We start from the raw sequence: 11539 nt of genomic DNA on the forward strand, positions 1-11539 counted from the left end.
GGCAATTCGGCACAAATATCCCTGAATTCTTGTCCTGCTTGACGGTGCGCCTCATGTAAGGATGCAGTGTGCGAAACTGGGCATGTGGATGCACAAATTATTTACACGATCATCGCCGGGCTGCTGCTAGTCGTATCGGCATTGGGCACCATCTTCCCGGTGCTGCCCGGCTCGTTGCTGACGATCGGCACGCTTTTGGGCTGGGGCTGGCTGCTGGGTTCCGGTGCTTCCTGGTGGGCGGCCGGCCTGGGCATGGCGATCGCTTTGCTGGGCTGGTCCGCCTCTGCGATCCTGACCGGCAAGAAACTCAAGGAACATCAAATCCCCAAGGGTTCCATTCTCTTTGCGGTCGTGGGTGCCATCGCCGGTGCTTTCCTCATTCCCGTGATCGGCATGTTCGTCGGTTTCGCAGTGGGCCTATTCGCCGGTGAAAGCGTGCGCCGGCGCGAAGTCTCCGGCGCACTCGGCTCATCCTGGGCTGCGTTGAAGGCCATGGGCCTGGGCATCGTCGTGGAATTCGGCTGCGTGCTGCTGGCCTCCTCCATTTGGGTCATCGGCCTGATTACCCACTTCGTAACGCGCTAGATCCAGCCCATCTCGCGGGCGTAGCGCGCGGCCTCGATGCGGTTGGCAGTGCTGGTTTTGCCGATCGCATTGGACAGGTGGTTGCGCACAGTTCCCACCGAGAGGTGCACCGCCGAGGCAATCTGCGATACCGGCGAGCCGGAGGCGGCCAGTGAAAGGATCTCGCGCTCACGCCCGGTTAGCGGGTTGCTGCGGCTCTCCACGCTGAGCATGGCACGCTGCGGATCCACTACCTTGTCCCCGCAATAGACCCTGCGGATGGCGGCAATCAGCTCGGCCGGCGGAGAATCCTTGACCAGGAAGCCGTGCGCTCCAGCTTCGAAGGCCTGGCGGAAATATCCGGGACGGTCAAAGGTGGTCAGGATCAGCACCTTCACCTCGGCGTGGCTGGCCTTGAGTTCTGCTGCAGTGCGCAGCCCGTCGTGCCGTGGCATCTGCACATCCAGCAACGCGATGTCGGCAGGGTGCGCGTCCAGTGCGGCGGCGACCTCGTCACCATCGGCGCATTGCGCAACGACGTGGATGTCTTCTTCGAGGTTCAGCAAGGCTGCCAGCGCGCCCCGGACCAGGTGCTGGTCATCGGCGATGAGTATCCGGATCACGCTGCACTCCCCTCTGCCTCGAAGGCCACTTGCACGCTGGTTCCGCCCAGCCGCGAGGCCCCTACTGTACAACTGGCACCGAATTGCTTGGCGCGTTCCTGCATTCCCCGGATGCCGTGGCCTGGCGTGCTGGCTTGCAGGCCATCCCCGTCGTCATCGACGCTGACTTTTCCGGGTTCCAGATGCAGCACGATGGTGCTGGCGTGCGCGTGGCGCAGCACATTGGTGACCGCTTCGCGCAGGATCCATGCCACATGCGAACGTAGCTGCATCGGGACTTGCTCGGCGGTTCCTGCCACCGTGAATTCGAGGTTGTTGTCGTCGCACGCCTGCTGCAGCTCGGCCAGCTCCCCGGCCAGGTCCTGGCGGCTGAGCCCCTGCACCGTCGTGCGCACGGAGTCCAGCGCGTCCACGGCCAGGGCGCTGAGCTGTTCCAGTTCTCCGCGGGCCTGGGCGTACTGTTCCTGGTCCATCAGGCGCAGGGCCAGCTGCGCCTTCAAATTCAATGCGGTCAGCGAATGCCCGATGCCATCATGCACGTCCCTGGCCACGCGCTCCTGCTCGGCAACCAGCAGGTAGTCGCTGCGGATCTTTTCTGCTGCGGCCGAGCGCCGGATGGCGGCCACGGTAATCGCGTACACCACCATCAGCACGAGGTTCAGGCCGATCAGGAAGATCGCGTCCATGAACTGCCCGAAGATGATGGGCAGCGCGAAACTGAGCACCAGCACCGCGGCATAGGCCGCGATGGCCCATTTCCTGTTCAGCAAGAAGATCGCGAAGGAGGTGATGAAGGGGAAGAGCCCCATGGCGGTCAACCCGATGACCGGAATGCCCAGGGCGATAATCGCGCAGAGGACCAGGAAGTTCGCATGCGCCCGGCGAGCGCTGGTTCCGCCCTGCCCGATCTTCTGGGAGAACCTCGCGTAGGACTGCAGGTAGACGGCGGCGAAGAGGGCGATCAGCGCCAGGCCGATGATCCGGGTGGGCAGCGTGTAGTCTTCCACGAGAAGGTCCAGCACCGGGAAGACCAGGAAGATCACCCAGACGCCGGCGATCAGCCAGCCTCGGCGATCCCAGAATTTCTGGTCCTCGTCGATCTCGCAGAGCGGATCGTCCGCTGGCGCGGCGCCGGGCAGGTTGCGGCTCACTGGCGTGCCTTGGCCTTCCTGGTGGCGAGTACCGCGAAGAGAACGAAGATGAGTGCCCATGCCACTAGGTTAGCGGTTGGGATCCACAACGCGTCCGGGGCCATTTCTACTCCGGCGGGCATGTCCTTGAGCAACGGGTAGCGGGCCAGGGCTACGTAGCCGTACATCGGGGTGAAGCGGGCCGCGTCGAGCATGCCTCCTTCCAGGGGCATGAAGACATTGCCGAAGAAGGCGAAGAACACCATCAGGCCTGAGGCCAGGCCCAGGGCCGATTCGGATTTGAACACCATGCCCACCCCGATGCCGTAGCAGGCGAAGACCATGGCGCCGAGCAGGATGATCAGGTAGCTCGCTCCCCAGATCCAGCCTTCTTGCACTTCGGCTCCAGTCGCGGCGCCCAGGGCGAAGACTACTGCTGCCGAGGCACCGGCTACGGTGGCCGCGACGATCATCTTGCTGCTGACGAACATGGCCGGCGGCATTTTGGTCAAGGCTATTTGCCTGCCCCATCCCTGCATGGTTTCGGTGGCCACGGTCCCGGCGATTGCCACAGTGCTGACCGCCGCCCCGTAGGCTGCCATGGAAATCATCAGATAGAACTTCACGTTGCCTGCGCCCAGCTCGAACTCGGTGTAGCTGGGGATGTTGCCGAACAGGATGTACATGGCGGCGGGCAGCAGCAGGGCGAAGATCAGGTTGTACCCATCGCGGAAGTGCCGTGCGAATTCCACGCGGATGTAGGTGCTCATCATGATGCGTCCTTGGTCAGCTGGATGAAGGCCTCTTCCAGGCTCGGCGAGGAAATTTCCAGGTCGTAGCCCTGGTAGTCGGCGAGCAGGGCGGCCGCGAAGCGGTCCGAATCGACGCTGTGGAAAGCGAAGCGCAATCCGTTGCGTTCGGCTACCTGCACCGAATTATCAAAAGCTCCGGCTCGTTCGGCATGCTCCGCCGAGGGGAAGGAAGCGCTGACGGTGCGTCCGGAGATGAGCTTGCGCAGCTCTTCGGTGGCGCCGTCGGCGACAATGCGGCCTTGGCTCATCAGCACGGTGCGTTCTGCGAAGTTCTGGGCTTCTTCCAGATAGTGCGTGGCGAAAATGACGGTGCGCCCTTCGGTAGCTTCTTCTCGCATCGTGGCCCAGAAATCCCGGCGGGCCATCACGTCCATTCCGGCAGTTGGCTCATCGAGGATCAGTACATCCGGGTCGGGCAGCAGAGCCAAAGCGAACTTGATGCGCTGCTGCTCGCCGCCAGAGCATTTGCCCACGCGCCGCTTGGCGATTTTATCCAGCCCCGTGCGTTCCATGACCGGCCCAATGCGATCTGCTTGCTCATGCATGTGGGCGATGACTGACACTGTCTCCTTGACGGTCATATCGCGCAGCAACCCACCGGTTTGCAAGACGGCAGAGACCCTTCCAGCGGAGATGGCTTGGCGCGGATCCAAGCCGAGGATTTCCACCGACCCTCCTGTGGGTTGGGTCAGGCCCAGGATCATGTCCACGGTTGTCGTCTTGCCAGCTCCGTTGGGTCCTAGGAAGGCCACGATCTGTCCGGTCTGGATCTGCAGGTCAATGCCCTTGACTGCTTCAACTTTGCTGCGCGGCGTTGAGAAGGTCTTCTTCAAGCCGCTGAGCGAAACTGCATTCGTTCTAATCAGCGTTTCCATGCTTCTTAGTCTTCCCCCTTTGCCGGGTGTGCAGAAGAGCAGAAAGTCATGCGTTGCCCATGACCGTTGTCATGGACCGAATCCAGGTGGCTCGATGCAACCTCGCCGACTTTTACGTCGAATCCCGCTGTGAGCTTGGCAACTTGCCGCTTCCCAATGCTCCCTCGGCTCTCGTTGCTGGCCCCGTGAAAAGCCATGATCACTACGGGTCAACGAACAACTTGGAGATTTTCGCCCTTGTGGCCGGGTTGTCCCCCATCAGAGATTACGGATGGCACTCTGGGAAACTCACAGCGTACTCACGTAGGATTTTTGCTGTGCTAGATCATTCTTCGTTTCTTTCCCTTGTGACCGATTATGCGGCTCCAACCATGGGCGCGGCTTTCCTGCCCGACTGGTTGAACCCAGTCGTCTTCCTGAACAACCCCGCGCTTGGCCCATGGGTCTTGCTGCTGGTTTGCGCCATTGTCTTCGCCGAGACCGGCTTGCTGGTGGGCTTCTTCCTGCCAGGCGACTCGATGCTCTTCACCGTTGGCATGCTCATTGCCACCGGCACCATCCAAATTCCGTTGTGGCTCTTCGCCGCCGCGATCTTTGTCTGCGCCTTCGCAGGTGACCAGACCGGCTACATCATTGGCAAGAAATCCGGACCTGCCATCTTCAAGAAACCGGATTCCCGCTTCTTCTCGCAGAAGAACGTTGAGCGGGCCCACGAGTTCTTCGAGAAGTTCGGCGGCCGCGCGGTGATCCTGGCACGCTTCGTTCCAGTGGTCCGCACCTTCGTCCCGGTAATCGCTGGCGTAGCGAAGATGAACCACAAGACCTTCATCCTCTACAACCTGATCGGTGCCGCCCTGTGGGGTATCGGCGTCACATTGCTGGGTTATTGGCTGGGCCAATTCACCTGGATCGAAGAGAACATCGACCTGATCTTCATCCTGATCGTCCTCATCTCGGTGATCCCTATTGGTGTTGAACTGCTCAAGGCCCGCAAGCCGAAGAGCAAGACCCCCGAAAACTGATCTTCAAGCACTTCGGCGGCGGAACTGACCGCCGCCCCACTGTACGCCGCGGCGCATCAACCAATGTTCACATGGTTGGATTGTGCCGCGCCGTACTCCTTTGCAGACAAGATTTTCGTCATTGTCCACGGCTTGAATCGCTTCACGCGTGATCGGGCGGATGGCATTGGCCAGCACTTCGCAGTCGCAGAATCCGCCCAGCAGCTGCATTTTCCGGTCAATCGCGGTAGCTCGCGGAGCGCTCGCATCGCGATAAGACAAGAGGAAGAGATGGGTCCCGTCGCATCCTTGCGCGCAGACCGCACGATACAAATAGCACGCAAGGCATTCATGTTCGACAGGTTCGAGTACTGCAGGCATTGGTGGCTCCTTGAAACAGTGGATGGCAGTAACGAAGCGTTACTGCCATCCACTGTCCATTTTGAAGCGCCGCGCGCAGCGCATTGCTCACCTAATGTGGAAAACTAGCTTCCTGCCAAGCTCTGCCGTAGGAAAGCCGCAACGCGTTCCAGGGCTTCTGCCACACGCTCATATCCGGCCGCGAAGGACAAGCGGATAAACAGGTGGCCTTCGAACGGATCAAAGTCGCCGCCAGGGGTCAGCGCAACATGCGCATGCTCCAAAACCGCTTGGCAGTACTTGCCCGCAGAACCGAAATGCTCCAAGACTTCGGGGGCCAACCGGCCGTAGAGGTAGAAAGCCCCATCGGCGGGAGCTGCCTCGCTGATGCCCAAGCTGCTGAAGTGCTCCAACACGTGGGCTCGGGTGCGGGCGAACTCGTCCACGCGCTCATTGGCTTCATCGAGGCTCCGCTGTTCAAAGGCAGCTACCACCGCGCGCTGTGCTGGCGCTGGAGCGCACAAGGCGAGGTTCGAAGCCAGTGCGTCCACCGTTGGCACTAGCTCATCGGGCACGATCATCCAGCCCAGGCGCCAGCCGGTCATCCCCCAGTATTTGGAGAAGGAGGAGACAACGATGGACGAGCGGGAGAACTCCCACGAGGTATGTGCCTTGCGGTCTGGGACGAATTCAATGCCGTGATAGATTTCATCGCTAATCAGCCGCACATCATTTGTTTCGCACCAGGTGGCCAAGTCCGAGAGCTCGCCTGCGCTGAACATGGTTCCGGTGGGATTATTCGGCGACGCAACAACCAGCCCATCGAGGCGTCCATGCTCCTTCTTGGCCGCCTCAAGCAGCTGCACGGTGGGCTGGTAACGCTGCGCTGCACCGGTGGGCAGGTCGACAACTTCCAGCCCCAGGGCACCCAGAATATTGGCGTAGGCCGGGTAGCCGGGACGGGCCAGCGCCACCACGTCTCCAGCATCGAAGGCTGCCAAGAACGAAAGCTGGAATGCACCGGAGGAACCTGTGGTCATCACGAAGTTCTTTGCGGGGATCTGTAAGCCATAGGTATCGAGGTAGTGCTTCGATAAGGCCTGTCGGGTTTCGAGCAGTCCCGCAGTTGAGGTGTACCCGAAGTCGGCATGCTCGGCATGCAGCTTCGCGGCCAGGTCATTCACGGCCGCTGGAGCACCGCCGCCAGGTTCTCCCACGCACAACGAGATCACGTCGTGGCCGGAGGTCCGCATCGTGGCGACCTGATCAACAATTTGCATCACTTCAAAGGGAGCTACCTTGGAACGCTGGGAGGCTTGCACTGTTTGTCCTTCTTTTCGCAGGCGTGGAAAACCGAAGCGCCCTCGCTTTGGTCTTCTCAGCTATCTGCTTCAAGGCTATCGGCTCCAGCTTGGTATTAGTGCGCGAGACAGCCGGTGAGCAGGCTCACCGACCCAGTTCACCCTTCGTTTGCCTCATATCCACCCTTGGGGCACGCGCCCCGGGCATCCTCAAGGTACCCGCCTTTTGCAGGCGACACCTCGCACAGGAGAACGCACTATGAACAACAAGCCCCTCTCGGCGGCCCTTGCCGCCGCTGTATTGATCCCGTTGGTCTTGGCGCCGGCAGCCAGCGCCGCTGCTCTGCCAGGAACCGCTGCTTCCGCGCTTCCAGCGGTAACGGCCTAGTCCCCAGAACCGGGTTTCCGCGTACTGCCCTACCTCCAAGCTCCTGCTGCCACGTCGATGACCATCAACTGGATCAGCGAAACCGATGAGCCGGGCACGATAAGCCTCTCGGGACCGGGACTGGGAAAGTCCGGGAAGCAGAGCAGCGCACCACAGTACCTGGATCTCATGGAATACACCCGGGCCGAACTTGATCAGCAGATCGAGGGCTTGGAACAGGGCTCGTGGTTGAAGTCGAATTCGAACTACAAGCACTCGGTGACCTTCCAGGGCCTGCTGCCCGGAAAGTCCTACAACTACACCGTGACCCAATCAGGAGAAACCCACAGCGCGGCTTTCAAAACAGCTCCCAAGGGCGGGGCGTGGAAAAACGTGCGCATCATTGCGTTCTCAGATTCTGAAACCGAACCACGCGGACGCACCGAACACCGCGAGTGGGAGCTCTCCCCGGTCAACGGCTACACCGCAGATTCCATCCAGCGTCCGGGCGCGGGGTCCAAATGGGACCAGCAGTTCGGCATGACCACCCGCAACGGCGAACCGACCCTGCGCTACCCGCTGGACCAGTCCACCGCATTCAACGAGAACCTCAAGCACATCGAAGCTGCCGATCCGGACCTGGTCATGATGGCAGGCGATCTCACCCAGGGTTCGGGATACCAGCCGGCGTGGGATGAGTTCTTCGGCCATGTGGCCGGCGAGCATTCGGACTTGGCCTCCAGCGTTCCGCTGCTTCCAGCTTTGGGCAATTGGGAAACCTATGCGGCGCTGAACGGCGGCTACGGCACGGAAACCGACCGCACCCCCGCGGTCATCTCACGCAACCGCTTCCTGGATTACTTCTCCTTGCCGCAGGACCCCGAGCACCCCGAGTACAAGGGCTCGTACTACCGGGTAGATCATGGACCGGTGACCGTGCTGACCCTGGATTCCACCAACGGCCGTCCGGACGAGGACACCAGGACCGGACAGCTCTCCGGAGAGAAGTTCTCTGGCGATGATACGAATATGGCCGCAGGGAATCTGTCCACCGACACCCAGGGCGAGTTCACCTTCGAATCCTATGTCCAGGGATTCAAGGACCTGTTCCCCGGCGCTACCGCGCAAGACTTTGACCTTCCCAACATGGATGCCGCCTCTGCGCAGTGGAATTGGGCCGAAAAACAACTAGCCGACGCCCGCGCCAACGGCCAGATTGTGCTGGTCCAGTTCCACCACTCGGCCTACTCCAACGGCGTGCACGGCACCCCACCGAACCACGAGCACCCTGACAATTAGTCGGGCACCGCGATGCGCGCCTACACCCCGATGTTCGAGGAGCATGGCGTGGCAGCGGTCATCTCCGGCCACGATGAAATGTTCGAGCGTTCCTGGGTGGACGAGGATGGGGATGGCCGCGGCTTCCACTCGTATGATGTCGGTGTAGCCGCCGATGGCTTGCGCGGCGAGAAGCTGGTGCAGAATGCCGAAGGCAAGTACGAGCCGCTGCGTTTCAACTCGCACTCGCAGTGGTCAGCTCCTGCCGACGAGCCAGAGACCTGGGCCAAGGATGAGGACGGCGTTCCGCAGCTGGTCTCCGGCGGACTGCACTACGGGCACCTGCAGATCGATATCGCCAATACCGCGAAAGGCGCAGAACTGACCTTGACCCCGGTTCACATTTTCCCCCAGCAGGATTCGGAATACCAGTTGGGAAAGACCGAGCGACGCGCCTATGACGACGTCGTGAGCTTCGCGGTAGGCAAGGATGGCGTGCCGCTGGCGAAGTAGTGCCCACGGCAGCGACGACTTGTCGCCACGGCTGCACGTAGTGGAGTATTGAAGCAGACGGCAAGACGCTGGTCAGAGCATCGTAGAGAGTAAGGCAGCAGATGAGTGAGCAACGCGTTTTCAAGGCAGTAGTCGGCAAGGAAGGCGGCTGGTGGAACATCTGGGTTCCGGAATTGGACCATGTGACGTCCACCCGGAAATCACGCAAGATCGCCCTTTACACCCGCTCACTGATCGCTGCGGTTCTGGGGATTGACGAGTCTTCCTTCCGCGTGGAACGAGAAGTGGTCAGCGCCGAAGAATTCGAACGCCGCTACACCGAAGCCGTGCGCAAAGCCAACGCCTGAGTTGGTATTGGCCGCCGTTTCCCCTACCCGGGCAAACGGCGGCCTTTTGCTATTTGCCCGTCTTTTCCAGTTCGCGTTCCTTGACCGGGTGACGGGAAAGGATCGAAATCCGGTTGAAGGCGTTCATGGCGGCGGCAATCCATTGGATGGCTGCCACTTGCTCCACGCTGAGCACCAGACGGGCCGATGCCACCGCGGCGATACGCTCTTCTGGCTTGGGCAGGTCGGTAGCGGCTTCAGCGATGGCTAGTGCTGCGCATTCTTCTTCGCTAAACAGGCCGCCGCATTCATCCCATGTGCTCAGCAGGTTGATGCGTTGCAGGCTCTCCCCTGTGTCCAGTGCCTTGCGGGCATGCAGGTCCAGGCAGTAGGCACATCCATTGATCTGCGAGACGCGCAGGTTCACCAGCTCGGCGGTGCGGTCGCTGATTCCGGCTGCGCGGTAGGACTTGGCGACATCTTTGGAAAATCTGCCAATCGAGTTCCATAGCTCTGGATTGGTCTTATCAAGGAAAAGCGGGTCTGAAACGGCCATATCAGAACCATACATGCAGTCGTAGACCTCCTGCACGAAGAGGGGTCGTTAACGCACCGTGGAGACCAGCGAAAGCTGGTCTCCACGGTAAATGCTACTTGTCGCCGTCGGCTGCGAGCTGGCCGCAGGCGCCGTCGATTTCCTTGCCTCGGGTATCGCGCAGCGTGGTTGGCACGCCGAGCTCATCGAGGCGGCGAACGAACTTGGAGGTGATATCCGGTTCGCTGCGGGTCCAAATGGAGCCCGGCACCGGGTTCAGCGGAATCGGGTTCACGTGCACCCAGCCGCGGCCGCGCGCGTTCAGCTTCTTGGCCAGCATTTCTGCACGCCATTCGTGGTCGTTCATGTCCTTGATCAGCGCGTACTCGATGGAGACACGGCGACCGGTCTTCACGTAGTAGTCGTACGCGGCATCCAGTGCCTCGTCGACCTTCCAGCGCGAGTTGACCGGGATCAGCTCGTCGCGCAGCTCATCATCGGGCGCATGCAGCGACAGCGCGAAGGTGACCTGGACATCCTCCTCGGTCAGCTTGCGGATCGCCGGAACCAGGCCAACGGTGGAGACGGTGATGCCGCGGGCGGCCATACCCAAGCCCTCGGGGGCATCGGCGACCATGCGGTGCACGGCGTTCATCACGCGCTTGTAGTTGGCCAGCGGCTCGCCCATACCCATGAACACGATGTTGCCCACGCGCTCCTCGGGGTGCTGGCGTCCGCCCAGTCCGCCTTCGGCGATCACGCGGTTGGCCTGGACGATCTGGTCCAGGATTTCAGCGGTGGACATGTTGCGGGTCAAGCCCGCCTGGCCGGTGGCGCAGAACGGGCAGTTCATGCCGCAGCCGCATTGCGAGGAAATGCACAGGGTGATGCGGCCCGGGTAGCGCATCAGCACGGACTCGACCAGCGAGCCGTCGAACAGGCGCCAGAGGAACTTGATGGTCTTGCCATCATCGGTTTCCAGGCGCTTGACCTCGGTGAGCAGCTTCGGGAACATGGCCTCGGCCAGTTCCGCACGGCGCTCCTTGGGAAGATCGCTCATCTTCTCCGGGTCGGTGGTGTAGTGCTGGAAGTAGTGCACGGAGAGCTGCTTGGCGCGGAAGGCCGGCAGTCCCAGTTCCTTCAGCTTGGCCTGGCGCTCGGCCAGGGACAGGTCAGCCAGGTGCGTTGGCGGCTGGGAAACGCGGCGCTTGGTGGCGAACTGCAGCTCTGGACGACCATCGGCACCCATCTCCTGCTTCCAGCCTTCGGCGGTTGGAACGACCTGGGCGCGGCCTTCGGCTTCGGCTCGGGACTTGGAGATGCGCATCTGCTGGGCGCGCTGGGCCGCGGCCTGCTCATTGCGCAGTGCCTTGCGTTCTTCAGCGGAAAGTGGGGTGGAATCGATGGAAGTCATTGCTACCTATTGTTTCATGTATCCGCGAGTATTTGGCGGTGAGTTTGGGCACGCGAAAACAGTCCCGCGCCGCCAATCGACTGGCGGCGCGGCACTGCTGCCTTCGGGTGTTCAGTACTTGAAGGATTCCTTCAGGTGGCCGAGGTTGCCCACGGCACCGGCAAGGTCCATGTCCCCCAGATGCCCGCTGGTGGCAGAGGCCGGTCGGTCTTTGCTCCAGTGCCGGAATCCATCCTGATGCTCGTAGGTGACCACCGCATCACCGGTGCCAGCCATGACCGCCTCCAGCTGGAAGGTTTCGCCCCAGATGGACTCGCCGTGGTCGGTTTCACCCAGGTAAGCCCTGACTTCTCCGCTGACCGAGCCGTTGGCGAGCATCTTGTCGATGTGCACTTCCTGCGCCACTGGGCGCCATCCAGATAGATGCTCCATTCGCAATC

The 11539-nt window shown here is 61.4% G+C and carries 15 protein-coding genes; 6 read left to right on the plus strand and 9 right to left on the minus strand.

Annotated elements, in window-relative coordinates; genetic code table 11:
- Nucleotides 1–84 precede the first annotated feature (84 nt).
- Nucleotides 85–585, plus strand: coding sequence for a DUF456 domain-containing protein (locus tag ACWICV_RS09000; RefSeq protein WP_208294262.1), 501 nt, complete (start codon nucleotides 85–87; stop codon nucleotides 583–585).
- Here the strand turns inward: ACWICV_RS09000 and ACWICV_RS09005 are convergent.
- From ACWICV_RS09005 to ACWICV_RS09020, 4 genes are read right to left on the minus strand one after another with little or no spacing between them, the layout of a single operon-like run.
- Nucleotides 582–1187, minus strand: a complete 606-nt coding sequence (locus ACWICV_RS09005) for a response regulator transcription factor (protein WP_105656169.1) — start codon at nucleotides 1185–1187, stop codon at nucleotides 582–584. The genes ACWICV_RS09000 and ACWICV_RS09005 overlap by 4 nt on opposite strands.
- On the minus strand, nucleotides 1184–2338 hold the full coding sequence (locus tag ACWICV_RS09010; RefSeq protein WP_454090400.1) for a sensor histidine kinase: 1155 nt from the start codon (nucleotides 2336–2338) through the stop codon (nucleotides 1184–1186). The genes ACWICV_RS09005 and ACWICV_RS09010 overlap by 4 nt, the downstream gene beginning before the upstream one ends.
- Nucleotides 2335–3090, minus strand: coding sequence for an ABC transporter permease (locus ACWICV_RS09015; protein ID WP_105656167.1), 756 nt, complete (start codon nucleotides 3088–3090; stop codon nucleotides 2335–2337). The genes ACWICV_RS09010 and ACWICV_RS09015 overlap by 4 nt, the downstream gene beginning before the upstream one ends.
- Nucleotides 3087–4004, minus strand: coding sequence for an ABC transporter ATP-binding protein (locus tag ACWICV_RS09020; protein ID WP_105656166.1), 918 nt, complete (start codon nucleotides 4002–4004; stop codon nucleotides 3087–3089). Before ACWICV_RS09020 ends, ACWICV_RS09015 begins: the two co-directional genes overlap by 4 nt.
- Before the next feature lie 347 nt (nucleotides 4005–4351).
- Here ACWICV_RS09020 and ACWICV_RS09025 point away from each other — a divergent pair, with 347 nt between their 5' ends.
- Nucleotides 4352–5026 (plus strand): DedA family protein, encoded by a 675-nt coding sequence (locus tag ACWICV_RS09025; RefSeq protein ID WP_365942750.1) that lies wholly within the window; start codon nucleotides 4352–4354, stop codon nucleotides 5024–5026.
- A 3-nt stretch (nucleotides 5027–5029) separates the two neighbouring features.
- On the opposite strand, the gene ACWICV_RS09030 is transcribed toward ACWICV_RS09025, so the two are convergent.
- Nucleotides 5030–5386 (minus strand): DUF2695 domain-containing protein, encoded by a 357-nt coding sequence (locus ACWICV_RS09030; protein ID WP_105656164.1) that lies wholly within the window; start codon nucleotides 5384–5386, stop codon nucleotides 5030–5032.
- A 104-nt stretch (nucleotides 5387–5490) separates the two neighbouring features.
- Nucleotides 5491–6687: a pyridoxal phosphate-dependent aminotransferase gene (locus tag ACWICV_RS09035; RefSeq protein WP_454090399.1), complete on the minus strand. Its 1197-nt coding sequence runs from the start codon at nucleotides 6685–6687 to the stop codon at nucleotides 5491–5493.
- Nucleotides 6688–6925: 238 nt separating this feature from the next.
- Here ACWICV_RS09035 and ACWICV_RS09040 point away from each other — a divergent pair, with 238 nt between their 5' ends.
- The 4 genes from ACWICV_RS09040 to ACWICV_RS09055 all read left to right on the plus strand — a co-directional run bounded on the left by ACWICV_RS09040 (nucleotide 6926) and on the right by ACWICV_RS09055 (nucleotide 9171).
- Entirely contained in the window at nucleotides 6926–7054 is a 129-nt protein-coding gene (locus tag ACWICV_RS09040) for a hypothetical protein (protein ID WP_286134044.1), read from the plus strand.
- A gap of 24 nt (nucleotides 7055–7078) precedes the next feature.
- Entirely contained in the window at nucleotides 7079–8332 is a 1254-nt protein-coding gene (locus ACWICV_RS09045) for a metallophosphoesterase family protein (RefSeq protein WP_454090960.1), read from the plus strand.
- Between the two features lie 12 nt (nucleotides 8333–8344).
- Nucleotides 8345–8824, plus strand: coding sequence for a hypothetical protein (locus tag ACWICV_RS09050; RefSeq protein WP_400289421.1), 480 nt, complete (start codon nucleotides 8345–8347; stop codon nucleotides 8822–8824).
- 101 nt (nucleotides 8825–8925) lie between these two features.
- Nucleotides 8926–9171, plus strand: a complete 246-nt coding sequence (locus tag ACWICV_RS09055) for a hypothetical protein (protein ID WP_105656161.1) — start codon at nucleotides 8926–8928, stop codon at nucleotides 9169–9171.
- A 49-nt stretch (nucleotides 9172–9220) separates the two neighbouring features.
- Here ACWICV_RS09055 and ACWICV_RS09060 read toward each other — a convergent pair whose 3' ends face one another.
- The 3 genes from ACWICV_RS09060 to ACWICV_RS09070 all read right to left on the minus strand — a co-directional run bounded on the left by ACWICV_RS09060 (nucleotide 9221) and on the right by ACWICV_RS09070 (nucleotide 11531).
- Nucleotides 9221–9706: a carboxymuconolactone decarboxylase family protein gene (locus tag ACWICV_RS09060; protein ID WP_454090398.1), complete on the minus strand. Its 486-nt coding sequence runs from the start codon at nucleotides 9704–9706 to the stop codon at nucleotides 9221–9223.
- Nucleotides 9707–9800: 94 nt separating this feature from the next.
- A complete protein-coding gene (gene rlmN / locus ACWICV_RS09065; protein ID WP_454090959.1) occupies nucleotides 9801–11012 on the minus strand; it encodes a 23S rRNA (adenine(2503)-C(2))-methyltransferase RlmN in 1212 nt (403 codons plus the stop codon).
- 198 nt (nucleotides 11013–11210) lie between these two features.
- Entirely contained in the window at nucleotides 11211–11531 is a 321-nt protein-coding gene (locus ACWICV_RS09070; protein WP_454090397.1) for a hypothetical protein, read from the minus strand.
- Nucleotides 11532–11539 lie beyond the last annotated feature (8 nt).

The organism is Glutamicibacter sp. NPDC055354 (assembly GCF_053644955.1).